The sequence below is a fragment of the Clostridium sp. CM041 genome (assembly GCF_055081035.1).
Genome location: NZ_CM143648.1, coordinates 1,051,784 through 1,076,174, shown reverse-complemented (window position 1 = coordinate 1,076,174; position 24,391 = coordinate 1,051,784). Strand labels below are relative to the sequence as shown.

At 32.1% G+C, this 24,391-nt stretch carries 21 protein-coding genes, 2 pseudogenes and 1 other annotated feature; of the genes and pseudogenes, 11 read left to right on the top strand and 12 right to left on the bottom strand.

The window, feature by feature from the left end; all coding sequences use genetic code 11:
• Window positions 1-28 precede the first annotated feature (28 nt).
• Window positions 29-1,966 (bottom strand): DUF2207 domain-containing protein, encoded by a 1,938-nt coding sequence (locus tag ACWJJT_RS05130; protein ID WP_462956269.1) that lies wholly within the window; start codon window positions 1,964-1,966, stop codon window positions 29-31.
• A 94-nt stretch (window positions 1,967-2,060) separates the two neighbouring features.
• On the opposite strand from ACWJJT_RS05130, the gene ACWJJT_RS05125 reads away from it, so the two are divergent.
• The 6 genes from ACWJJT_RS05125 (at window position 2,061) to ACWJJT_RS05100 (ending at window position 7,068) form a co-directional block, all read left to right on the top strand.
• Window positions 2,061-2,336, top strand: coding sequence for a hypothetical protein (locus tag ACWJJT_RS05125; protein ID WP_220287084.1), 276 nt, complete (start codon window positions 2,061-2,063; stop codon window positions 2,334-2,336).
• Window positions 2,329-2,493, top strand: a complete 165-nt coding sequence (locus tag ACWJJT_RS05120) for a family 4 glycosyl hydrolase (protein WP_220287085.1) — start codon at window positions 2,329-2,331, stop codon at window positions 2,491-2,493. The genes ACWJJT_RS05125 and ACWJJT_RS05120 overlap by 8 nt, the downstream gene beginning before the upstream one ends.
• A gap of 191 nt (window positions 2,494-2,684) precedes the next feature.
• Window positions 2,685-3,779, top strand: coding sequence for a radical SAM protein (locus ACWJJT_RS05115; RefSeq protein ID WP_462956268.1), 1,095 nt, complete (start codon window positions 2,685-2,687; stop codon window positions 3,777-3,779).
• A gap of 53 nt (window positions 3,780-3,832) precedes the next feature.
• Window positions 3,833-4,651: a DUF4037 domain-containing protein gene (locus tag ACWJJT_RS05110; protein ID WP_462956267.1), complete on the top strand. Its 819-nt coding sequence runs from the start codon at window positions 3,833-3,835 to the stop codon at window positions 4,649-4,651.
• Between the two features lie 161 nt (window positions 4,652-4,812).
• Entirely contained in the window at window positions 4,813-5,178 is a 366-nt protein-coding gene (locus tag ACWJJT_RS05105; protein WP_462956266.1) for a hypothetical protein, read from the top strand.
• Window positions 5,179-5,409: 231 nt separating this feature from the next.
• Complete coding sequence (locus ACWJJT_RS05100) at window positions 5,410-7,068, top strand: oleate hydratase (protein ID WP_462956265.1); 1,659 nt, start codon at window positions 5,410-5,412, stop codon at window positions 7,066-7,068.
• 124 nt (window positions 7,069-7,192) lie between these two features.
• Here ACWJJT_RS05100 and dhaS read toward each other — a convergent pair whose 3' ends face one another.
• Window positions 7,193-7,747, bottom strand: coding sequence for a dihydroxyacetone kinase transcriptional activator DhaS (gene dhaS / locus ACWJJT_RS05095; protein ID WP_462956264.1), 555 nt, complete (start codon window positions 7,745-7,747; stop codon window positions 7,193-7,195).
• Between the two features lie 203 nt (window positions 7,748-7,950).
• On the opposite strand from dhaS, the gene ACWJJT_RS05090 reads away from it, so the two are divergent.
• Both ACWJJT_RS05090 and ACWJJT_RS05085 read left to right on the top strand, forming a co-directional pair.
• Entirely contained in the window at window positions 7,951-9,678 is a 1,728-nt protein-coding gene (locus ACWJJT_RS05090) for an oleate hydratase (protein WP_462956263.1), read from the top strand.
• Between the two features lie 321 nt (window positions 9,679-9,999).
• Window positions 10,000-10,542: pseudogene (locus tag ACWJJT_RS05085) on the top strand (glutathione peroxidase); the annotation flags it as partial.
• Between the two features lie 225 nt (window positions 10,543-10,767).
• Here ACWJJT_RS05085 and ACWJJT_RS05080 read toward each other — a convergent pair.
• From ACWJJT_RS05080 to ACWJJT_RS05055, 6 genes and pseudogenes are all read right to left on the bottom strand, one after another.
• Window positions 10,768-10,998: pseudogene (locus tag ACWJJT_RS05080) on the bottom strand (PASTA domain-containing protein); the annotation flags it as partial.
• A gap of 188 nt (window positions 10,999-11,186) precedes the next feature.
• On the bottom strand, window positions 11,187-13,484 hold the full coding sequence (locus tag ACWJJT_RS05075; RefSeq protein ID WP_462956262.1) for a glycoside hydrolase family 65 protein: 2,298 nt from the start codon (window positions 13,482-13,484) through the stop codon (window positions 11,187-11,189).
• A gap of 31 nt (window positions 13,485-13,515) precedes the next feature.
• The gene (gene pgmB, locus ACWJJT_RS05070; protein ID WP_462956261.1) at window positions 13,516-14,163 is read right to left on the bottom strand and encodes a beta-phosphoglucomutase; all 648 of its coding nucleotides are present in this window, start codon (window positions 14,161-14,163) and stop codon (window positions 13,516-13,518) included.
• A 67-nt stretch (window positions 14,164-14,230) separates the two neighbouring features.
• Window positions 14,231-15,118 (bottom strand): DUF4380 domain-containing protein, encoded by an 888-nt coding sequence (locus ACWJJT_RS05065; protein ID WP_462956260.1) that lies wholly within the window; start codon window positions 15,116-15,118, stop codon window positions 14,231-14,233.
• An 18-nt stretch (window positions 15,119-15,136) separates the two neighbouring features.
• Window positions 15,137-15,946: an endonuclease/exonuclease/phosphatase family protein gene (locus ACWJJT_RS05060; RefSeq protein WP_462956259.1), complete on the bottom strand. Its 810-nt coding sequence runs from the start codon at window positions 15,944-15,946 to the stop codon at window positions 15,137-15,139.
• Window position 15,947: 1 nt separating this feature from the next.
• Complete coding sequence (locus ACWJJT_RS05055; RefSeq protein ID WP_462956258.1) at window positions 15,948-17,615, bottom strand: PTS transporter subunit IIBC; 1,668 nt, start codon at window positions 17,613-17,615, stop codon at window positions 15,948-15,950.
• Between the two features lie 361 nt (window positions 17,616-17,976).
• Window positions 17,977-18,203 (top strand) — a binding site (T-box leader).
• Window positions 18,204-18,242: 39 nt separating this feature from the next.
• Here ACWJJT_RS05055 and thrS point away from each other — a divergent pair.
• Window positions 18,243-20,012: a threonine--tRNA ligase gene (gene thrS / locus ACWJJT_RS05050; protein WP_462956257.1), complete on the top strand. Its 1,770-nt coding sequence runs from the start codon at window positions 18,243-18,245 to the stop codon at window positions 20,010-20,012.
• Between the two features lie 119 nt (window positions 20,013-20,131).
• Here the strand turns inward: thrS and ACWJJT_RS05045 are convergent, their stop codons facing one another.
• The 4 genes from ACWJJT_RS05045 to ACWJJT_RS05030 form a co-directional block, all read right to left on the bottom strand.
• Window positions 20,132-20,776 (bottom strand): YidC/Oxa1 family membrane protein insertase, encoded by a 645-nt coding sequence (locus tag ACWJJT_RS05045; RefSeq protein WP_220287105.1) that lies wholly within the window; start codon window positions 20,774-20,776, stop codon window positions 20,132-20,134.
• A 26-nt stretch (window positions 20,777-20,802) separates the two neighbouring features.
• Window positions 20,803-21,048, bottom strand: coding sequence for a hypothetical protein (locus ACWJJT_RS05040; RefSeq protein ID WP_216302965.1), 246 nt, complete (start codon window positions 21,046-21,048; stop codon window positions 20,803-20,805).
• Between the two features lie 98 nt (window positions 21,049-21,146).
• Complete coding sequence (locus ACWJJT_RS05035; RefSeq protein WP_462956256.1) at window positions 21,147-21,938, bottom strand: NAD(P)H-dependent oxidoreductase; 792 nt, start codon at window positions 21,936-21,938, stop codon at window positions 21,147-21,149.
• Between the two features lie 163 nt (window positions 21,939-22,101).
• Entirely contained in the window at window positions 22,102-22,479 is a 378-nt protein-coding gene (locus ACWJJT_RS05030; RefSeq protein WP_220320051.1) for a ribosomal maturation YjgA family protein, read from the bottom strand.
• Window positions 22,480-22,905: 426 nt separating this feature from the next.
• Between ACWJJT_RS05030 and ACWJJT_RS05025 the strand changes: the two genes are divergently transcribed.
• Both ACWJJT_RS05025 and ACWJJT_RS05020 read left to right on the top strand, forming a co-directional pair.
• Window positions 22,906-24,069 (top strand): dicarboxylate/amino acid:cation symporter, encoded by a 1,164-nt coding sequence (locus ACWJJT_RS05025; protein WP_462956255.1) that lies wholly within the window; start codon window positions 22,906-22,908, stop codon window positions 24,067-24,069.
• 163 nt (window positions 24,070-24,232) lie between these two features.
• Window positions 24,233-24,385: a hypothetical protein gene (locus ACWJJT_RS05020; RefSeq protein ID WP_220287513.1), complete on the top strand. Its 153-nt coding sequence runs from the start codon at window positions 24,233-24,235 to the stop codon at window positions 24,383-24,385.
• The last annotated feature ends 6 nt before the right edge of the window (window positions 24,386-24,391 follow it).

The window sequence follows — 24,391 nt, the reverse complement described above, 5'->3', positions numbered from 1 at the left end:
TCCTTTATTCTTTTTTAATTATGACGCATTAAAATGCGCCACCGCCGCCACAACCGCCACCGCCACCGGAACTACCGCCACTAAAGCCACCACCACCACCAGAAGATGATGAATTCTCAGAACTTGCAACGCTTTGTGCTGTGGAAATTGCACCCTCCACGGTATGGATAGTATCATCAAACATTGCACCAAAGCCACTGAAGTAACCATAGCTTGCCCCATACATATAGGTGAGATTATTATTATTATTATTATTTAGATCCTCATCGCTGAAAACAATAGGAAGCTGTTTTATAACTTCCTTTGCGACGCCAAGAGAAATGGCGTATACAAGATAGTGTTCCCATAATATAATAGACGGAATTTCAGCTTTATCTAATCTGCTGAAGTCTTTTAAAAAGTTTTTGAAGGACTGCCACATTGCATGCTGCTCATTTCCATATGCTGTTCTTCTTTTTATTAATGTTGAGAAAATCACCATTATAACCCCTTGAATTATGGCAACTACAGCAATTGGAGTAAACAGTAGTAATGTAACAGCTATTCCAATTAATAAATAAGAAAATCCTGTTAATGTTCCAAGTAAGATTCCCTTTTTACAGGTTTGATCAAAAAAATCATTTTTAGCAGCTTCCTCAAATGCGAGTATATTCCATTTATCATAATCAGCCTTAAATTTTAGTGCTTCACTCTTTTCTTTAACATAATCCTTTATTTCATCAAGGGCAACATAATTTCCGTTTCCTATTTTACCTATAAACCAGCTTATCAAAAACTCTTCGTGCGTCTTTAAAGTTATTGATGGTGCTTTTTCATTTAAGGTAATTACATATTTATCTATCTCCTTACTATTAAAGAAACCCTTTTTAGTAATCTTATTTTGAGAGATTATAAGTTGCTTTTTTCTTGCAAGATCCATAAGGGTAGCCATTACATCTCTAGTATTTACTTTGCCAAAGGACATTAAAACACTCATTTCTGCGGGGGTATAATCACCCGGAAGCTCCCTGTAATACTTGCCATAAAAGTTTGGTTTAATTTCTTTATCATATTTTATATATATATAATAAATTATTGGAAACCATAACAGTATGAGAACTATTGCTAGAGGGTTGCCTACAGATTTACGCTGCATTTGCATTTCAACCTGCTGCTGCACCTCCTTCCTTGATTCCTCTCTTGTTTTATTTGCTTCATCCGCAAGGGTAGCTTCATTTGCCATTATTCTAGGTAGTGCAGTTTCATCTACTACATTACTCGATCCAGGAACAAGATTTATAGGGAATAAAACCAGGGTTTCTATAAAAGTACCCGGTGACACTGTAGGCACAGTAAATTCTACAGTACGGTTATCTAATATGGAAGATTCGCCTATAAGGGGCCCATGAGTAAATATTTTCAACTCCTCTTTTGTAGCTCCAGGTGGAAGTGTTATTTTAATTTTTATGTTATCCAATCTAGTTTTCCACCTAGAGTCAATTATCTTTCTGTTAAACTCTGCAGTGTCCTTATATTTTGTAACAGCATCAATTAACTTGTATTTTATAACAAAGGTTTTTTCTTGATTTTTTGAAACCTCAAAAAGCTTAAGCCTTGCCAAGGTTCCTTCCTCTATAAAGTTATAGGTGCCTGGTTTGCCTGTGGCATCAAGAGAATTACCGGGATTTAGCTGAAGTTCTTTTAAATTATCATTTTCCAGTACATAAACTTTTTTGTCTTTTAAGCCTTTTGTAAAAGAAAAATCAACATCTCTAGTAACTCCATTAAACTTACCGTCGAAATTATAAGTAAGCCGCTCTTCAAAGTTAGCTGAACCGTCCTTATTTACTATTACATTAATAGCATACCTAGATAAATTATATGTTTTAGTTCCCGAAGCATATACTTGTTGTCCAAATGTAGAGAGAGTAAAAAGAACAATTGCCAAAAACATTTTAGTAAAAATTATTGTGAAACCCTTTTTCATAAATTCACCTTCCTATAATCTTATTATATATAATTTATTCAAGGAATTCACTATATTTCATATTTTAACGTCATTTTAAAAGGAAAGTTTAATTATGAATGTAGCTAAAGATTTAAAATCAGTAAATAGAGAATTATGTTTTGAAAAATTTGAATTATTTAATACGTCATGCAAAGTCATTTATGAAAGTGACGATAAGGCTAGTGGATTTTCAGCTATTGAAATAGCTGAAAAATTAAACATACAAAGAACTAATGCCTGCAGTGATTTAAATGCTTTAATTAGAGAAGGAAGAATAGAGAAAATTAAAGGGAAGCCAGTTTTATATACAGTGAATAATTATGAGAAACCGGCTAAACGTGATGAATAATGGTACATTATTAGATTTACCAGACAATGTTGGTATTGAAAGAAATGTTATAGTTGATGGTAATGGTGCATACCCTATAAGTGTAGGACATCTACCAGTAAATAGACAAATACAAAATAAAGAATATTCAGGAATTCTGCTACAGCAAAATTTCTGATATAACGGGTGCTATCACTTCACCATTTTCAAGAGGAACAATGATTGAACTCTGCACACCAATTTAAGGTAATTATGGTATAATTAAATAGGAATTTTCTGTCGTAATACTTGAAAATGATGATTACATAAAGCTTGTAAAACAGTTTGATAGACAAATATAAAGTAATTATAGCTGTAGGAGATGAAGGAATGAATAGAATTTTCAATTTATCTGAATATATGAATAATGGCATTGAAAATGTTGTAAGGGGGATATTAAAGGCATCCTTTAAAAATACAAAAGAAACAGCATTTGTATTAAAATATGTATTATCAAGTAGGGAAGCAAAAAAGAAGAGAGGGAGATTTGAAAGAAAAGGAGAAAATGTTCCTGCATTTTTGATTTCGAGCATAACCAGTAGATGTAACCTGTTTTGTAAAGGTTGCTATGCAAGGGAATTTAACTCCTGTGGAGAAGGAGTACAAAAACAACAGTTGTCTACCGAAAGATGGGAAAGTATTTTTATGGAAGCTAGGGAGATTGGAATTTCTTTTATACTGCTTGCAGGTGGAGAACCTTTAATGAGAAAAGATGTTATAGAAAAAGCAGCAAAGGTGAAAGAGATTATGTTTCCTATATTCACCAATGGTGTATTGCTCCAGGAAGAGTATATAAAGCTATTCCATGAAAATAGAAATCTTGTACCTATACTTAGCATTGAAGGAGATATGGAGCAGACAGATGGTAGGCGAGGAGAAGGAACTTATGAGGTTTTAATGAATGTAATGGACAAACTTAAGGAAAAAGGTATTTTGTTTGGTGCTTCTGCTACGGTGACAACTGAAAATTTCATGACTGTGTCTAGTAAAGCTTTTTTTGACAAGCTATACAATAAAGGCTGTAGGGCATTAGTTTTTGTAGAATATGTTCCCGTGACAAAAGAAACATGGAAGCTTGCACCTACTGAGAATGAGCGCAAAAAATTGGAATGTGAGCAGCAAAAACTTAGAAAGCACTATGAAGATGCTATTTTTCTATCATTTCCTGGTGATGAGAAATACTCAGGGGGGTGTCTTGCAGCTGGAAGAGGCTTCTTCCACATTAATGTAGATGGTTCAGCAGAACCCTGTCCTTTCTCACCTTATTCTGATACAAACTTAAAGGAATGTACTTTAAGAGAGGCTCTGAAGTCGCCACTATTTACAAAACTTAAAGAAACAGGAATGCTGATTGGAGAACATGCGGGTGGTTGCCTTCTTTTTGAGAAAGAAAAGGAAGTGAAAGAATTAATTAATAGCGGTTAATAAATTTAAAACATATATTCGCAAATTTAATAATGAAAAGGAGTGAGTTTTTTATGAATCTTAATGCAAATGTAAGGTCACTGGTTAATGCTTTCTCAAAAATAGAAGAAGTGGAGGGCATCTTATTAGCTGGATCACACGCAACAAAAACTAATGATAAAGATTCAGATTATGATATATACATTTATACATCTAAGGAAATACCAATATTAAAGAGAAAGGTAATTACTGATAAATATTGTAGTTACATGGAACTAAATAATACCTTTTGGGAAACCGAAGATGATGGAATTCTAAAAGAAGGTAATATCCCAGTAGAAATTATATATAGAGACTTAGATTGGATTGATGGTTTATTAAATAGAAACTTAGTAAAATGTGAAGCAGATGCAGGATATACAACTTGCTTTTGGGCTAACTTCATAAATTCGATTATACTGTATGATAAAAATGGTGATTTAAATAAGCTGAAACAGAAATATGAGATAGTCTACCCTTATGAATTAAAGAAAAACATAATAAAAAAGAACTATCCACTATTAAAGCTTCAAATGCCTTCATATTATTATCAAATAGAGAAGGCTTTAAAAAGAAATGATTTTATTAGTGTAAATCATAGAGTAGCAGCCTTGTTTGCAAGTTATTTTGATATTATATTTGCAATAAATGAAATGCCGCATCCAGGTGAGAAAAAAATTCTTAAGATCATAAAAGATAATAATTTAAGAGTTCCTACAGATATGGGAATGAACGTTAATAATATTTTAAAGTATTCAGCAGTAAATGATATAACAATATTATTAGAAATAGATTTATTGATTGATAAATTAGATATATTGCTAAAGAATGAAGGGGTACCATATGGTAGATAGCTCTTATTAACAACCCCTTCGACGAATCAAGATTGAAAGTGAAATATCATTATTTTGAAACTTCCATAGAGTTGGATTTTAGCTAGCATTTTATAAACTATTTAGTTGAAATAAAATCTGAATTTTGAAAAATAATAAATATGAAATAAGAGGTGAATGATTTGTCATCTAAATCTAAATATGCTTTGATTATTGTAAGTTTAGTTTTAGTAGGAATTATTTTTATGTATGGTAGTGTAAATTCTAAGACTAAAAATCCTAAAACTATACTTCCTGAAACTACTGGGGTGGAGACTTTTAGTGGCGTTGTAAAAAATATTGAAACTATTGAAAACATTGTTTTTATAGTTGTCGGTAAAGATAGTAAAGAAACAGTTTATTATACAAGCACAGGTAGGGCTGTTGCAAAGGAAGTTTTAAAGCTCAAGGTTGGTGATAATGTGGATTTAAAATATGCACGTGGGGCTCCTAAAAAATATAAAGAAGTAATTGCAATGCCACTATTAAATATTAAAGTTATAGAATAAACTAATTTTTAATTTCTATTTACTATACACTATAAGACATATGTATGTTTTTTAGACAGTTTTACAAATTTGATTATATACAATCCTTTCGTTTGAATTTATATTGTACCTATAGCAAGTTAACCAAGTGCATGCAAGTGATTGCAAGTGTATGCTCTTGGTTAACTTGGTAAATACAAAATTGACCTAGGCTTATGGCTTATGCATAATTTTTCAAATGGAGGGTTTAGAATGAGATTTAATTTTGATCAAACAATTGATGTAGAAAAAACAAATGCTTATATGGTGGGGGCTGGACTTGCATCACTTTCTGCTGCGGTATTTTTAATTAGAGATGGACATGTTCCAGGAAAAAACATTCATATATATGAAGAATTAAACATCACAGGTGGGAGCATGGATGGAAGTGGTGATGCTGAGAATGGTTATGTAATTCGTGGTGGAAGAATGTTTGATAGGGAAGCTTATGCTTGTACTTTTGGAGTAATGGAAAGTATTCCTTCATTAACTGATCCTAAAGTTTCAATACTTGATGAATTTAATGCTTTTAATAAAAAAATTCATACCCATGCAAAAGCTAGATTAATAGATAATGATGCTAAAATAACTGATGTATCAGCTTTGGGACTTGTTCGCGCTGATAGAATGGCATTAATGGATATAATGATTAATTCTGAAGATTCTTTGGGAACAAAAACTATTAGAGAATGTTTCCCAGAACCATTTTTTAAATCAAACTTCTGGCTTCAATGGACTACACTCTTTGCATTTGAAACTTGGCACAGTGCTAAAGAATTAAAGAGATATCTTCATAGATTTATTCAAGAATTACCACGTCTAAGTGATTTATCTGGAATACGTCGTACACCATATAATCAATATGATTCAATGTTATTACCTATGACAAAATGGTTAGAGGCGCAAGGTGTTAATTTTGAATTAGATTGCAGGGTAACTGATTTTGAATTTAAACCATCAGATACTGAAACTACGGTTACAGCATTCAAATGTGAAAAAAATGGGAAAGAAACTAGAATAGAAGTTGGAGAGGGAGACCTTGCATTTGCTACTATCGGCTCTTTAACAGCGGGTACTAGCCTTGGATCAATGACTACACCAGCAAAGATTAACGACAAAAGTGTAGGTGGAGCATGGGATCTTTGGGAGAAAATTGCTAAGGGACGTCCTGAGTTTGGTAAACCTCAAGTCTTTGATGAACGTGTTGAAGAATCAATGTGGCAGTCTTTCACAGTTACTCTTAAAGACCCAACAATGTATAAAAGAATAATAGAATTCTCAGGAAATCAACCAGGAACTGGTGCTCATATGACATTTAGAGATTCTGCATGGCTCATGACAATAGTTGTACACAATCAACCACATTTTCTTAATCAACCTGATAACATACAAACTTTCTGGGGTTATTCTTTGTTCCCATATGCAAAAGGTGATTTCATAAAGAAGAGGATGGTGGATTGTACTGGTGAGGAAATATTAACTGAGGTATTATATCACCTAAACTTTAAAGAGGATATGGAGAAGATTCTTAAAACGTCTATTTGTATACCTTGTATACTACCTTTTACAACAGCACAATTTTTAACTAGAGAAAAGGGCGATAGACCACAAGTTATTCCAGAAGGTTCAACTAATTTAGCATTACTTGGACAGTTTTGTGAAATAGAAGATGATGTAGTATTTACTATGGATTATTCTGTAAGAGGTGCACAAACTGCAGTTTATAAATTCCTAAATCTAAATAAAAGGGTTACACCTATTTATAAAGGACAGCATGATGTTCGTGTACTAATTAATTCTGCCCTTGAAATGATGAAGGATGATAACTTAAGTAAAGAAATAAATGCACTTAAATCTATGATAGTGAAATAATTTAACAACATTTCAGCTTGGAAGAAGATGAATAGCATCGAAGGTGATAAACAGCACCGCAGGTGATAATTAATGGGACGGTTGTCCATTTTTCTATAAAAAGAAGATTGGACAACCGTCCTCATTAATGTCTAGATAAAGCACCAAGCATGCTGCCTTCAACCACATTTCGCATCTTTTCTACCATGATTTGAGGTGAGTCTTTCATGCCGGTTTTAATCCACTGAACGATTATACCTACAAAAGCATGGGTATAAAAATCAGCAATAAACTTTTTGTCCATATCAGGAACATTCATGCCTAAGGATACATCATTTACAATCCCCATAATAAGTTCGCAACTAAAGTCAAAGAAATATCCATCAAAAGCGTTTTGACCAGGTGTGTTAAGAGCATTAATATAAAAGGAATTATTATTCATTAGGTAGCACAAGGTTCTATACATACCATCAGTCCAATTTTCATAATGATTGCAGTTAGCGATACATTCTGTAACTTCAGTGTAATAAATCCAATTCACAAGATCGAATTTATCTTTAAAATGATAATAAAATGTTTGTCTATTAAGTCTACAATTGTCTGCAATGTTTTGAATTGAAATCTTTGACAAGGGAACTGTTTTCATTAATTGTTTTAAGGATAAAGCAAGGGCCTTTTCTGTTATTATTGATTCAGACATAATAATCACCTACAAAAACTAGTTTTAATAGTAATTATACACCATAAATATGGATTTTTTGTAGATAGTTCTATAATAGAAAATTAAATTTCACGTGTTTTTTAGACAAACACTCAAAAGTGTGTAAATACAATTAACGTTACTAGGTTTATAATAATAGATAAGATATTTATTATTAACGGGACAAAATGGAGGGAAATTTTATGAGTAAAAAATCAAGCAAAAATGGTATGAACGTATTACTTACGTTAGGTGCAATAGCTGGTGCGGCTGCTGTAGCAACTATTAGTGCAAAGAAGTTTAAAAATAATTCTAAAACAACGATAGATTTATCAGAAAATAGAAACAATGAAGATAGACAAGTTTATTTTATTGGTGGAGGGTTAGCTTCCTTAGCTGGTGCTGCTTATCTTGTACGAGATTGTAACTTTAAAGGAGAAAATATTCATATTATTGAAGGAATGAAAATCTTAGGAGGCAGTAACGATGGTGCAGGAGATGCCATAAATGGTTATGTATGCCGTGGCGGTAGAATGTTAAATGAAGAAACCTATGAGAATTTTTGGGAATTGTTTTCAGGTATACCATCCCTAGATATGCCGGGTAAAAGCGTTAAAGAAGAAATTCTTAATTTTGATCATTTACACCCAACACATGCACAGGCACGGTTAATTGATAAAGATGGAGTAATTCTAGATGTGACTAGTATGGGCTTTAATAATGCGGATCGTATGGCTCTTGGAAAACTTATGATTACTTCAGGAGAAAAATTAGATAATAAGACTATTGAGGAATGGTTTAGTCATACGCCACATTTCTTTGAAACTAATTTTTGGTATATGTGGCAAACAACCTTTGCTTTCCAAAAATGGTCCAGTCTTTTTGAGTTTAAGCGTTACATGGAACGTATGATTTTTGAATTCTCTCGTATTGAAACTTTAGAGGGGGTTACACGTACTCAGTACAATCAATATGAGTCTGTTATTCTTCCATTAAAAGCTTACTTAGATAACTTTGGAGTTGATTTTAGTATAAATGCAACTGTAACTGATTTAGATTTCAAATCAGGAGATGAAATTACAGTAACGGCTATGCATATAGAAGAAAAAGAAGGTGAAAGGGTTATTCAGTTAAACCCTAGAGACGTTTGCATTATGACAAATGGATGCATGACTGATTGTGCAACTCTTGGTGATATGTACACACCTGCAGAATATAATCCAAGCAAACCAATATCTGGTGAACTTTGGGCGAAAATAGCTAAAAAGAAAAGAGGTCTTGGAAATCCAGAACCCTTCTTTGGACATGCAAATGAAACTAATTGGGAAAGCTTTACCGTGACTTGTAAGGGTAATAAATTCTTAAACCTTATCGAGGAATTCTCCACTAATATTCCAGGTAGTGGTGCATTAATGACGTTTAAGGATTCAAATTGGTTAATGAGCATAGTTGTTGCAGCTCAACCACACTTTAAAAATCAGCCCATTGATACAACTATGTTCTGGGGCTATAGCATATATACTGATAAAGTTGGTGATTTTGTAAAGAAATCAATGCGTGATTGTACAGGTGAGGAAATGATAATAGAACTTCTACACCACATGCATATGGAAGACAAGCAAGAGGAAATTATGGACACTATAATTAATGTTATTCCATGTATGATGCCGTATGTAGATGCTCAGTTCCAGCCTCGGAAGATGACTGATCGTCCAAGTGTTGTGCCAGAATGCTCAACAAATTTCGCTATGATTAGCCAGTTCGTTGAAATTCCAGAAGATATGGTATTTACAGAAGAATATTCTGTACGCGCAGCAAGAATTGCGATATACACGTTATTTGATGTAAAAGATAAAACTATTTGTCCAGTAACTCCTTATAGAAAGAATACGAGGATATTAAAAGAAGCATTAAAAACTTCATTTAGATAAAAAATTCGGAAATATAAGTAGGGTTGCTTTTGCAAATCTATTTATATTTTTTTGAGCGGGTAAAATTAAGTTCTATCTGTTACATTCTTTATTGAGTCCTTTTAAAATGAATTTTAAGTGTACTTTATTTTATTTCTATGATATAATATCTTTATACAATACAAACAATAATAATTATTAAGAAATATTTATTGGTGTTTATTAAAAAAATTGTCGTTATAACCAATAAAAGTTGAGAATTATTTGTTGAAATAGGAATACTATAATGTTAATGATAACATTTTAATATGGATAAATTTATATAATATGGAGGGATAGCAAATGTCAATTTATGATTTTAAAGCAATTACAATCGATGGTGAAGAAATATCTTTGGAACAATATAGGGGAAAGGTATTGGTTATAGTTAATACAGCAAGTAAGTGTGGATTTACACCACAGTATGAGGGTTTGGAGAAGATTTATGAACAGTACAAGGATAAGGACTTTGAAATACTAGGCTATCCAAGCAATCAATTTGCCGGGCAGGAACCAGGTGAAAGCAATGAAATAAAGAATTTCTGCACAATTAATTATGGAGTGAGTTTTCAATTGTTCGAGAAGGGTGATGTAAGAGGGGAAAATGCCCTTCCGCTTTTTAAATATTTGACAGAGGAAGCAACTTTCAGAGGTTTTGATCTGAATAAGCCTAATGAAAAAAAACTTAATGATATGCTCGACAAAAGATTTCCAGAATTCCTAGAAGGGGATTCAGTGAAATGGAATTTTACAAAATTCCTTATTGGTAGAGATGGCAATGTGGTCGGAAGATATGAACCAACAATTGAACCGTCAGCTATGTCAACAGATATTGAAAAATTATTAGCGGAGAATGATATACCTGAAATTGACAAATCAGAAGTTGACGTAGACAATAAAAAAATTTATACTGGCAAAGATGATGAAGAAGTTTTAAATTGTGAAGGAAAACCTTGCAACTTTGTATATAATGATAAAAATGATTAGTTAGTTAATGACATTTCAGAATGGAATTTAAAAGGATTAGTAATGAGAATTTTACATAAAATTCCTCATTGCTAATCCTTTGATTTACTTAGATAAATCCTTTTTACTTCCATAATAAGAAACATTTATTTTTGTTCCTATATCTACAAGGGTACCGGCCTCGGCATTTTGCATTAATATTTTTTTATTGTTATTTTTGGAATGATTGCCCTTACGGGCTTTGTCATCCATATTTATAGGTGTTTTCTCCCCAAGCTCTAATTGAATGTTATCTAGAATTTCTTTAGCATCATCAAGGGTTTTGCCATTTAATTGTGGGACAGTAACCTGTTAATATGTCAAACTTATGAGACGTTTATCTTTAATTAAACTACTAAGTTTTAATTGCTTGTTTTGGAAAACCAATGTCCGCATCTGATTTTCAATATAATTTTATCAATAAAAAATGAAAACAGAAGGCTATTTTACTTTTTAAAAGTAAAATAGCCTTCTGTTTTTTATTTTTAAGAGGAAATTTCAATTTCTCCGTTTATTGTATAATCTTTACCATTAACGCATAAAGTTATTTGTTGCTTATTTTCGCTGGTAATAATAACTTTATGTGTTTTGATATTTATTTTAAGTAATGATTCTCTAAACAAAACATTAAAAGAGAATGAACTCCAATTTTTTGGTATAAAAGGATTTAAAAGAAGCTTTCCATCTTTTACTCTCATCCCAGCGAAGCCTTCAACTACGGACATCCAGGTTCCAGCCATACTAGTAATATGACAACCATCTTTTGTATCGTTATTGTAATTGTCTAAATCTAGTCTTGCAGTTCTAAGATACATTTCATAAGCTTTTTCATGTTTTCCTAATTTTGCAGCAAGGATAGTATGCACACAAGGAGATAAAGATGACTCATGTACTGTTCTTGACTCATAAAATTCAAAATTTCTTCTTATGGTATCTAAATCATATCTATCTTGTAGAAAATATATTCCTTGCAATACATCTGCTTGTTTTATAAAGCAAGATCTAAGAATTCTATCCCAAGACCATTTTTGATTTAATGGTAAATTTTTGCGATCCAAGTCTTTTACAAGAATCTGCTGTTTATCCATATATCCATCTTGTTGCATGAATATCCCTAGCTCTTCATCTACTGGATAATACATATTTTTAATGATATCTTGCCATTTACTAACTTCTGCTTCTTTTAAACCTAATTTATTTACTAACTCTGAATATCTCCCAGGTTCATTATTTTTTAAAAGATTAATTACACAAGTAGTATATTCTAGTGTCCAAGCAGCAATTCTATTAGTATACCAGTTATTATTTGAATTATTTTCATATTCATTAGGGCCAGTAACTCCAAGTATTACATATTTTCCTTTGTTTGAAGCAAAACTAACTCTTTCTTCCCAGAATCTTGAGATCTCTACTAATACTTCTAATCCATATTCACCTAAATAACATTTATCTCCAGTATAATTAACATAATTATATATACCATATGCTATAGCACCATTTCTATGAATTTCTTCAAAAGTTATTTCCCATTCATTGTGACACTCTTCTCCATTCATAGTAACCATTGGGTATAGAGCACCTTTTGTAAAACCTAACTTTCTTGCATTTTCTTTAGCTTTTTCCAATTGCTTATATCTATAAAGCAAAAGATTTCTAGATATGCTTGGATCAGCAGTACTTAAATAAAATGGTATGCAATATGCTTCTGTATCCCAATAAGTACTTCCACCATATTTTTCTCCTGTAAAACCCTTTGGGCCTATGTTTAATCTATCATCTTCTCCAGAATATGTCTGATTCAATTGAAAAATATTAAATCTAATAGCTTGCTGCGCCGAAACATCTCCTTCAATAACAATATCGCTTTGTTTCCATTTTTCACCCCAAGCTATTGCTTGATCTTTAAGTAATAATTCAAAACCGCTTCCATAAGCTTTATCTAAAATTTTTCTATTAACAGCCAATAATTCTTCTACAGCGTAATCTCTTGAAGTTACATTGCAAACATACTTATACACTACGATTTCTTCATTTTGTTTTACATTTAAATTAACTATATTACCTACAAATTTTTCTGATTCTATAAAGTCTACATTAAAATCTACCTTTTTATCTGCTCGAAAAATATCTAATTTCATTGAAGAACACACATAAAAATCAAGTTTTTTTGTTTTTACTATTAAAGATGATTGTTCTTTATTGCACTGCTTTGAGATTTCATCCCAAAATTTTTCATCATAATTAGAATCCGCATTTTTTATATCACCATCTAAGTAAGCGGATATACACAATGTACCTTCAAAATTAACTGGTGTAATTGAATATCTAATTGCTCCTATTTCTTTTGCAGCAATACTTACAAATCTCTTTGCATCTACATTTACTTCTTTTCCGCTAGTAAGCTTTGCGGTAAAGCATCTATGTAGATATCCTTCTTTCATATTTAAAATTCTCACAAAATTTTTCACTTCACATTTTGCAAGGTCTAGTGTTTCTCCATCAACACTAACATCTATTCCAATCCAATTGGTAGAATTTAATACCTTTGCAAAATATTCTGGGTATCCATTTTTCCACCAGCCAACTCTTGTTTTATCCGGATAGTAAACTCCTGCCATATAACTTCCCTGAAGAGACTTTCCGCTGTACGTTTCTTCGAAGTTAGCTCTTTGTCCCATATACCCATTTCCTATACTAAAAATTCCTTCAGATACTTCATGATTATCTTGGTTAAAACCTTCCTCTATAATATTCCATTCATCTAATTTTAAATATTGTTTCATATTGAGTCTCCTTTACAATAAATTTAATAGTTTAATAATTTAATTTTTCAAGTGTCATTTCTTTCAAAGAGGAAACAACGATATTTGCTTTATTTAAAACAAATGGATCGCCGATTCCAACACTATACATTCCAGCATTTATTGCGGATTCAATACCCGCCTTGGCATCTTCGAAAACTACACATTCAGAAGGGGATACACCAAGTTCCTTTGCACCCAATAAGAAAACTTCTGGATCGGGCTTTGCATTGCTTGTTTTAGTTCCATCGATTATTGCATCAAAGTGATTAACTAATTTTATATTATTTAATATGGTCATGGCATTTTTACTTGCAGAACCTAGTGCAATTTTAATCCCATTATTCTTTAATTCTTCTAAAAATTCCACTGTTCCAGGTAAAATTTCATCAGGGGTCATCTTTAAAATATACTCACGATACCAATTATTCTTTTTCTCTGCAAGAGTCATTTTTTCTGCTTCAGTTAAAGTTAAACCTCCTATATTTAAAAGTATTTTAAGAGATTCCATTCTACTTATACCTTTTAAGCTTTCATTTTGCTCCTTTGTAAAATCAAACCCTAATTCCTTAGCTAGTCTTCTCCATGCTAAATAATGATATTTAGCAGTATCTACAATCACCCCATCTAAATCAAACAAACAAGCCTTAATCTTTGTCATTGCTTTTTACCTCCAGTTTTTATTATTAATAAACTTTTAATACTTATATCTAAAAAAGCTATATTATTTATACTAATTCTAATTGCCAAACCATTTGGATACTTTTACTTTCACCGGGCATTATGCTGCTCATACCTCCAAGAATTTCAAGCTCAGTGTAGGCTATCTTATCATCCACATAAACTTCAACATTACTTCCATGTGGATATACAACTTGTCCTTCATACTGAAATTTTTGCGTAAGTAAGAGGGTTTTGTGTTTATATGCACTGCAATAATATCTTAGTATCGCATCATCTGTTACTACACCTACTTTAAACTTCTCTTCATTGTTACAATTCAATCTTAAAATTTTTCTATCTTCTTTTCTCAAAGAATAAGCATTGTTTGAAGGTATATCAAAATCTTGATAAAATGTTATTCCTCCTATAAATACGTCAGAGTTTAGTTTTATATCTATATATCCAGGAGATAATGCTTGGGTGTTACCCCAAACTGCCCATTGTACTGGTTCTTCATTTAAGTTAACTATGGTTTCATTTATAGTTATATGATTACATTTATCTTCAAATAATATTTCCCTTATAAATTTAAGACCAACAATGTTTGATATAGGACTACTTAATGTAACTACTAATGAATTTTCTAACTTAGCTATGTCGTATTCAAAAACATTTAAATCAATATCAAATATTGGAGGCCATGCCCATTTTGTTTGTGGAGCAGGCCAACCTTTATATCCTCCAAAATTAAGCCAGTTTTCTGGAATATATTCAGCTTTTATATCACCTTTAATTCCTATAAGATTCGCATTTCTATATAACACATTTAAATTTTCTGTTGAAAACTCTAAAATCCTGCCACCCTGCTCTGGGACTATAATTACTTTTATTATTCCGTTTTCAAGTATTATCTCTTGTGTGTTTTTACACTTTACTATTGAATAATTTAGCATACTCAAAACCCTTCCGTTTTAGGGGAATAACCCCAAACTTGTATCTATTTCTACTCCATAATGGTCTGACACCACGAAGCCGTTTTTGCCATTAAATATTACTTTAGAATATTTAACATCTACACAATTATTTGTTAAAATTAGATCCAGCCTTAAATCATTTTTATTTAAATCCCATCCATCTATTTTACCTTTTACAGTTATACCACAATCTTTTTCCTTAGAGAGGGTATAAGTATCCTTTATTCCTTTTTTCATTAAATAATCATAGCCTTCATTTGATGCAAAAGCGTTATTATTAAAATCTCCCATAAAGAATGTTAATCTGTCATTTTTCATATTATTAAGTAACTTATCTACTTGCTGACTGAACGGTTCTTCTTCATCTTGCCACCAGCCTAAATGACAAGAGTAGAAATCTATAATTTCGTTATTTATTCTAATTGAAGCTTTTACGACCTTTCTAGTTTTCCAAAAATCCAAGTCCTTGCTGTTGCTTATGAAAAATGAGTAAGAATCTTCTTCTATTATTTTATGTTTAGTTATAATACTTACCCCTTCTTCATATATTCCATAACCTATATGAGAAAAATCCCACAGCATTGAGTATTCTTTGCATCCTAAGTTCTCTAATTCTTTTAATAAAACTAAAGCAAAATTATCTTGTTTTATGTTATTAAAGGCTATATTTTCTTTTATAGATTGATTTACTTCTTGCAGGGCAATTACATCAAAATTTTTTTCTTTTATAGTATTTGCAATAATGCTCATCTTTTCTTTTTGGCTTTCTTCCATCCAAGAATGACAATTTAAAGTTAATAATTTCATTTTAGACTCCTAATATATCTATAATATCCGATTTTAAAACATCTGCCTTTGGTCCATATATAGCCTGTATCCCTTTACCTTTAATTATTAAGGCTAAAGCCTTATTTTTTTTCCATTCATTTTCTTCGGCAACTAATAAATTATCTTTTACTGTTACACGAAGACGGGTCATACATGCGTCCACATCTACAATATTTTCGTTTCCTCCAAGTAATTCAATAATGGTTGCAGCTTGACTTCCTTTTTTACTAGCCTCAACTTTTTGATTTACAGTAGAATCTGTTGGATTTTCCTCCATATCAATTTCATTTCCGTTACGGCCTGGAGTTGCTATATTAAATTTCTTGATCATAAATTTAGATACAACATAATTTATGCAGAAAAATACGACGGTCACCAGTACATATCTTATAAGATCACCTATAATCCCTGCTTTTACAATCATCGGTATACGTGCTACAAGCTCTATAACACCAAAACTGTGAACTCGCAGATTAAATATGTCCGCGCACATAAATGCAAAGCCTTGCATAACTGCATAAGTACCATATAATATTGGTGAAACAAACATAAACATGAATTCTAATGGTTCAGTAACACCTGTTAAGAAAACTGCAATGGCTGCTGAAAAAAATACTGATTTATATTTTGATCGTTTTTCATTTGGTACACTTTTATACATAGCAAGTGCAACACCCATTAAGGAGCCAGCTCCGCCAATCATTTGGCCAACTTTAAAACGTGCTGGATGAATTGTTGCAAGTAAGTTATTATATGCACTCATATCTCCAGCGGCTTTTAAGTTACCTAAGTCAGTAACCCATGCAAGCCAAAGCGGATCTTGTCCAAGTATAAGACTGCCTGCATTAGCTCCAGTTAATACTTTATATGCTCCACCAAGATCTGTATAATTTATTGGTATTGTAATCATATGATGAAGTCCAAAAGGTAGTAATAGACGCTCAAGCGTACCATATATAAAGGGTGAAATAAATGGTGCAGTATTTTGTGATGTTGCAATCCATTTTCCAAATCCATTTATAACTGATTGAGCAAATGGCCAAACTATTACAAATAAAAGTGCAACAACGCTGGAGCCTGCGATAACAACGAATGGTACAAATCGTTTACCATTAAAGAATGCAAGTGCATTTGGTAATTTATTATAGTTATAATACTTATTAAATAAAACTGCTCCAAGAAAACCTGATATAATACCAACAAATACTCCCATATTCAATGCTGGGGATCCAAGAACAGAAATAAAGTAATCTTTAACCAAAAGGTGCTGACCTGTTAAGGAAGTTACTGTTGCATGAGCATCCGTGAGCATCTCATTGGTAATATTAAATACATTACCAGTAATTTTATTTATTAAAATATATGCAATGAGTGCTGCAAATGCTCCACCAGCACGCTCTTTAGCCCAAGAACCACCGATAGCTACAGCAAATAGTAGCCCTAAATTAACGATTATTGCCCAACCTATGCCACCTACAACTTGAGATAACGTTTGCACAAATGAAGAATTAGGTGCTGCTATTCCTATAACTGAGCCTAATGAAATCATTAGTCCACCTGCTGGCATAACTGCGACCACCACTAATAATGCCTTACCAAATTTTTGCCAAAAATCAAATGAAATTATTTTTGATTTGTTCTTAACCATAGTCTAATTACCTCCAATATTGATTTAATGCATACGTATTTATAAAAATTTCAATACGCAATTGTATTTTTATAATAATGCTAATATGTGCAAACGTTTGCGTTATTTATTAAAGTATATTTCATAGTGAAAATATTGTCAATGAAATATTAAAATAATTTTCTAAATAAAATTGTACCCATGTTTGAACTGTATACTATGTTTCATCCAATAAATATTTTTCAAGCAAGTCATTTGCAAGAATGTTGTTGAAATTTTAGGATATAATATATAAATAATCACTTATATGTGGAATAGACATATTATAATAATTAGAACACATATTGACAATTGGAATAGGTTGGAATACAATAGTTTTAAATTAAAAACTGTGAAGAGGAAAAGTAAATAGTATACTGTTCAAAGAGAGAGAAACTCACCGGCTGAAAAGTTTCTTGAATAAGCAATATTGAAAACCACCTCTGAGTTGATTACTGAACTTAAGTAGGTAATTCCGCAAACCAGCGTTAGTGGTATTGAGTGACAGAGGTGAGTTTAAACTAAGCCTTCTGTAATTTGGGTGGAATCGCGATAAAACTCGTCCCTTATTTTGGGACGGGTTTATTATTTTTTGAAGGAGGAATATTTATGTTAAAGGTTGTAATAAAAGATGGAAGTGTAATAAATTCTAATGAAGAAGAAGGAAAAAGGGCGCTTAGACACACCACATCCCATATACTCGCTCAGGCAGTAAAGAGATTGTATCCAAATGCTAAATTGGCTATAGGTCCTGCAATAGATAATGGGTTTTATTATGACTTTGATGTGGAAGAACCCTTTACTATGGCTATACTTGAGAAAATTGAAGAAGAAATGAGAAAAATAGTTAAGGAAGATTTAAGACTCGAGAGATCAGTTATTTCCCTTCCAGAAGCTTTAAAACTTATGAAAGATAAGGATGAGATTTATAAAATAGAACTTATTAATGATTTGCCAGAGGATGAAGAACTAGTTTTCTTTAAGCAAGGAGATTTTATAGAACTCTGCGCAGGACCTCATGTACTATCAACTTCAAAGGTAAAAGCCTTTAAGCTATTATCAGTTGCAGGAGCTTACTGGAGAGGCAGCGAAAAAAATAAAATGCTTCAAAGAATATATGGAACGGCATTTGCAAGGAAAAGTGAACTTGATGAATATTTGAATATGCTTGAAGAAGCGAAGAAAAGGGATCATAGAAAACTTGGGAAAGAGCTAAAATTATTTGCTTTAATGGATGAGGGACCAGGATTTCCATTCTTTCTCCCTAATGGTGTAGTTTTAAAAAACAAATTAATTGAGTACTGGAGAGAAATTCATAAGAAGGCAGGTTATGTTGAGATAGAAACTCCTATGGTGTTAAACAAAGAACTTTGGGAAACATCTGGGCATTGGTCTCACTATAAAGAGAACATGTATACAGTCAATATAGATGAAGAAGAATTCGCTATAAAACCAATGAACTGCCCGGGAGGAATGCTTGTATATAAATCAGAAACTCACTCTTACAGGGATCTACCAATAAGAGCGGGAGAACTAGGTAAAGTGCACAGACATGAACTATCTGGAGCTTTGCACGGACTTATGAGAGTTAGAGCATTTACACAGGATGATGCTCACATATTCATGTTGCCAGAGCAGATAAAAGAAGAAATAAAGGGTGTAGTTAAACTTATAAATGAGGTTTATGGAAGGTTAGGGTTTAAATATAGAGTAGAACTTTCAACAAGACCTGAAAATTCTATGGGAAGTGATGAAGAGTGGCAATTAGCAGAAAGCTCACTTCAGGGCGCTCTCACGGAAATGAACATGGATTTTAAGATAAATGAAGGAGACGGGGCATTCTACGGACCTAAAATTGACTTTCACTTGCAAGATAGCATAGGACGGGAATGGCAATGTGGAACTATACAACTAGATTTACAGCTACCACAAAGATTTGACCTTCAATATATTGGCAGTGATGGAGAAAAGCACAGACCAATTGTTATACACAGAGTAATTTTTGGTAGTATAGAAAGATTTATTGGCATTTTGATAGAACATTTTGCAGGCAAGTTCCCAACATGGATATCACCTGTTCAAGTTAAAGTACTGCCTATATCGGAGCAGTATAATGATTATGCAAAAGATGTAGTAAATAAACTGGAAGAAAATAATATCAGAGTTAGTTTAGATGGTAGAGCAGAAAAAATAGGATATAAAATTAGAGATGCTCGAAACGAGAGGTTGCCATATATTATTGTTATTGGTGAAAAAGAAGAAAACTCAGCGAGTATATCCCTTAGAAGTAGAAAGAATGGTGATGAGGGCAATTGCTTACTTGAGGACTTTATTTCAAGAATCATACAGGAAATCGATAGTAAAAGGCTAGATGATTAATTGTAAAAAACATGAAATTTAATTGTGCCATTTCGCTTATGTTATGAATAAGTTATTCTACTGTAAATGTTAAAAATCCTGCTAATAAAATAAATTAGCAGGATTTTTTCTAACATTTATTAATTTTCAGTTTTTAAATTTCTCATATATATTCTAAAAACAAGCTCTTCTAAAAAGTTGAACACACTTGTGGTTATCAAGTATATCCCCACTGCAATTGGAGCTGCTTTAGCAACAAATAAACCAGCTACTGCCATTATTATGATATTACTCTTGCTCATTGTAGCCTGGCCTTTAATTTCTAAAAAAGTTACATATGAAAGCAGGCTTGGGGTTAAGGATACAAGCATATATATCAGTGGAACGATAAAATAACTGTCTGAGATTTTAATACTAGACACCCAAGGTATAAGATATGTACCTACGCTCACAGGGATTTTATTAAATACACTCCACATAGTCATTAATATAGGCAGTTGGAGTAGTGTTACTAAGCACCCCATCATACTTTTTGCACTTTGGACAGATTGTTTTTTAACTTCTGCTTCAAGTTTTTCTTTGTTATCTTTATATTTTTCCTTAAGTTCTTTCATTTTTATAGCAAACCTTTGCTGCTGTTGCATGGATTTTTTTTGTTTGAAAGACATTGGTGAAAGTACTAATCTTACACTTATCGTAAGTAAAACTATTGCTAGGCCCCAATCCCCAGTGAAATTAAAAATTGAATTTAATAAACTACTTAAAAAATTAAAAATGATGTTCATATTTATCCTCCTTCGAATAATTTTGGCTAAAACATCATTTCAATTTTAAAACGATCTGTATATATCCACATACCATATTTCTCATAAATAATATAATCTTCTGGAAGTATTTTCTTTATAAATCCGAGCCACTGAATTAAAATATTTCTTGCAACATTTTCTTCAGTTTTATACTTAAGATTTTTATAGGAGTATACAGTATAAGAGACTATGCTAGCAAAACATATAACTAAAAACATTAACTGAATTAAATTTATTAAGTCATAATTCAACTTACACACCTCCTCACTTGCTATTTTTAAACATTATAACATATATTATGGACAATATTACATTTGTAAAAAACAATAGGATCTTTTCATGAATATTTCTATTTCCTGTAAGTCAATTTTGTCTTTGCCCCCATCCTCTTCGCAAAGGAATATGTGATATTTCCAAAAAAACATTTATACAAAGGAAGGGGGATTTTTGTCGCATATGCAACATCAACTAGTCCAGTTTCTTTCCAATACTTATTGTCATAAAATTCACCCTCAGTTCCAGCATGGCTCATACCACGAAAAATATTATAAACCAATAAATTCACAAATGTTGGAGAATATAACTTCCCACTATCAACGTCCTTGTAGAATTTCTCAGCAACTCTTTCGCATCTTTTAGTCACTTTTTGCGGAGGTTCATACTCTCCGTAACTATTCGATATAACTGGAAGTTCATATCCACGATTAAATCCCCAACACATAAATGTTTCTCTTAAGTATTTGGTACAGCTTTTAGCGCCATTTCCACCTGCAGTGGATACCGCGAGCATCTTCTTTCTGAAAAAGCTTGGTCTATGAGTTTTAAAAGCCAAATGATCTATAAAATTCTTCATCAATGCGCTCACATGATTGCTATAGCAAGGACTCGTAATAATTGTCGCATCATTTTCTTCAATTTTATCAATAAGTTTCTGCACTTCGAAGTGATGAGGGCAACTTTTATTTCCTCTAATAAAGCATGAACTACATCCAGTACAAAAGGGGAGTCCCATTTCTTTTAAATGTACCTCGTCAAAATCTATATTTCTATCTGAAAGTTCTTGCATATGTTTTTTTACTATTTCCACAAGTGCCCAGGTATTTCCTTTATGTGCACTCCCATTGATAATTAGTATTTTCAATTAAATCATCTCCTTCGGAGCTGAAAGATTAACGACTTCAGAAGGGGATTTATACTCCCACTGAAGTCGTTAATCTTTGTTATAGTATGGAACTCCCACTTATATAAGTGGGGGACTTCCCTTCTGAAATGTCGTTAACATCACCACCTATCTAAAGGCTTATTTATAATAGTATAGTATATCTTGTGATTTTTTCCCACACAACCAAAAGTATGCTTCCAATTAGGTAGCATACAATATCTTTTATATCAAATGAAGTTCCGATAATTGTTGAAATCATTTTATTGTTTTGTAAATGTAGCAAATCTACAATATGATAATATTGACCCAATTCTACGGCTGAAGCAAAAAAGAACAGGTAAATGGGCAAAAACTTTATTGGTTTTTGTATAAACCCTCTTATGAAGCTGTACATTAAAATAACTACCAGAATATCTCCAATGTATGGTCGAATAATGGTGTCATTTATAAAAAGTGCAATAATTGTTTCAGTTATCAATAAAATAATAAAACTCAATATATACTTAATGTTTATTTTCATAAAGACCCTCTACTTTCACTCATTTACTTTAAAATAAACAGAAATACTTAAAGTGGTTTTACTCTAAGTCATTCCAATATTACGTTCATTCCTTGTTGCAAACGGCTTATATTTTCCATGATATTATATATTTATACAATGCAATTGAATAACTAGTACCTTTATTATATCGTAAAGCAAACGAATTACCATCATTTTGAATTTATTTTAATTTTAACGACATTTCAGAAGTCAAGTCTCCCACTACTATAAGTGGGAGTTATATACATTAACAAAGAGAAAACTTCAGTGAGAGTATACATATCCTTCTGAAGTCGTTAAGATTGTAGCACCGCAGGTGATGATTTAATGTTATACTTGATGATATATTAAAAATTGGAAATAAAAATACATTTTTTAACCGTAATAACGGTAGGGGGGAAAACTATGAAAAAAAAATCTAATAACTTAATTATCAAACTAATTGTCGGTGTAGCACTAGGGTTAGGTATTGGTTTAGTATGTCCAAAAAGCTTAATGGTTGTAATTGTTACCATTAAATATATACTAGGACAAATAATCTTCTTTGCTGTACCACTTATCATCATTGGATTTATAGCACCATCTATCACTAAGCTAAAACAGAATGCTACAAAAATGTTAGGTATTGCTGTTTTTATAGCTTATGTATCCTCAATTGGTGCTGCAACTATGTCAGCAATCGCTGGATATGCAATTATACCAAGTCTTTCAATAACACCTGCTACTGAGGGATTAAAAGAGCTACCTGCATTAATCTTCAAACTTGATATACCTCAAATTATGCCAGTTATGAGTGCATTAGTATTCTCTATGGTTATTGGATTAGCTGCAACATGGACAAGCGCTAAAACAATTGAAACCGCTTTAGATGAATTTCAAAACATGGTTTTAGAAATTGTTACAAGAATAGTCATTCCTATTCTTCCTGTTTTCATAGCTTCAACATTTGCGACTCTTGCTTATGAGGGATCTGTCACAAAACAACTTCCTATTTTCTTAGGTGTCGTTTTAATAGCAATTGTTGGGCATATTATCTGGCTTACTGCTTTATACGGCATTGCTGGTGTATACGCAGGTAAAAACCCTATGTCTGTTTTAAAACACTATGGTCCTGCATACTTAACAGCAGTTGGGACAATGTCTTCAGCTGCTACACTACCGGTTGCATTATCATGTGCAAAAAAATCAGATTCACTGAGACCGGATATGGTAGACTTTGGTATTCCTCTGTTTGCAAATATTCACCTTTGTGGTTCTGTTTTAACTGAAGTTTTTTTTGTTATGACTGTTTCACAAATTCTTTATGGAAAGCTTCCAAATCTTACATCTATGGTAGTATTCGTTATTCTACTTGGTATTTTCGCAATAGGTGCTCCTGGTGTTCCTGGAGGAACTGTTTTGGCTTCTTTAGGTCTTATCGTAAGCGTTTTAGGTTTCAATGAAACGGGTACTGCACTAATGATTACAATTTTTGCGTTGCAAGATAGCTTTGGTACTGCGTGTAATGTTACTGGGGATGGTGCGTTAACACTGATGCTTACAGGATATGCAAATAAACATAAATTATAAATATATTAAAAGGCCAGGCACATCATGGAATTATTATCTATGATGTGCCTGGTTTTCTAATATGGTAGTTTTTAATATCCATATAAGGACATTAATAGAAAATTGGAGAGGGAAACCTCTCCTTCTTTATTAGCAAAAAGCTGATTGCTATTAGTGTTTTTTATTGGTAAAATATACCGAAGATAATAAAGAAACACTAGAAGTTGTTGCATGGATATATGGTAGTAATATTATTTGTAAAAAATATAGTAACCAGTGGATGCGCCAAAAGCCTAAAGTATTGGCAAAGTATAAAGCACAAAATAAAAACATATAAAGAGGA

What these genes read in the sequence shown, in the direction of transcription:
- ACWJJT_RS05130 (WP_462956269.1), bottom strand. Translation starts at nt 1,966, where the DNA reads ATGAAAAAGGGTTTCACAATAATTTTTACTAAAATGTTTTTGGCAATT.
- ACWJJT_RS05125 (WP_220287084.1), top strand. Translation starts at nt 2,061, where the DNA reads ATGAATGTAGCTAAAGATTTAAAATCAGTAAATAGAGAATTATGTTTT.
- ACWJJT_RS05120 (WP_220287085.1), top strand. Translation starts at nt 2,329, where the DNA reads ATGAATAATGGTACATTATTAGATTTACCAGACAATGTTGGTATTGAA.
- ACWJJT_RS05115 (WP_462956268.1), top strand. Translation starts at nt 2,685, where the DNA reads ATGAATAGAATTTTCAATTTATCTGAATATATGAATAATGGCATTGAA.
- ACWJJT_RS05110 (WP_462956267.1), top strand. Translation starts at nt 3,833, where the DNA reads ATGAATCTTAATGCAAATGTAAGGTCACTGGTTAATGCTTTCTCAAAA.
- ACWJJT_RS05100 (WP_462956265.1), top strand. Translation starts at nt 5,410, where the DNA reads ATGAGATTTAATTTTGATCAAACAATTGATGTAGAAAAAACAAATGCT.
- dhaS (WP_462956264.1), bottom strand. Translation starts at nt 7,747, where the DNA reads ATGTCTGAATCAATAATAACAGAAAAGGCCCTTGCTTTATCCTTAAAA.
- ACWJJT_RS05090 (WP_462956263.1), top strand. Translation starts at nt 7,951, where the DNA reads ATGAGTAAAAAATCAAGCAAAAATGGTATGAACGTATTACTTACGTTA.
- ACWJJT_RS05075 (WP_462956262.1), bottom strand. Translation starts at nt 13,484, where the DNA reads ATGAAACAATATTTAAAATTAGATGAATGGAATATTATAGAGGAAGGT.
- pgmB (WP_462956261.1), bottom strand. Translation starts at nt 14,163, where the DNA reads ATGACAAAGATTAAGGCTTGTTTGTTTGATTTAGATGGGGTGATTGTA.
- ACWJJT_RS05065 (WP_462956260.1), bottom strand. Translation starts at nt 15,118, where the DNA reads ATGCTAAATTATTCAATAGTAAAGTGTAAAAACACACAAGAGATAATA.
- ACWJJT_RS05060 (WP_462956259.1), bottom strand. Translation starts at nt 15,946, where the DNA reads ATGAAATTATTAACTTTAAATTGTCATTCTTGGATGGAAGAAAGCCAA.
- ACWJJT_RS05055 (WP_462956258.1), bottom strand. Translation starts at nt 17,615, where the DNA reads ATGGTTAAGAACAAATCAAAAATAATTTCATTTGATTTTTGGCAAAAA.
- thrS (WP_462956257.1), top strand. Translation starts at nt 18,243, where the DNA reads ATGTTAAAGGTTGTAATAAAAGATGGAAGTGTAATAAATTCTAATGAA.
- ACWJJT_RS05045 (WP_220287105.1), bottom strand. Translation starts at nt 20,776, where the DNA reads ATGAACATCATTTTTAATTTTTTAAGTAGTTTATTAAATTCAATTTTT.
- ACWJJT_RS05030 (WP_220320051.1), bottom strand. Translation starts at nt 22,479, where the DNA reads ATGAAAATAAACATTAAGTATATATTGAGTTTTATTATTTTATTGATA.
- ACWJJT_RS05025 (WP_462956255.1), top strand. Translation starts at nt 22,906, where the DNA reads ATGAAAAAAAAATCTAATAACTTAATTATCAAACTAATTGTCGGTGTA.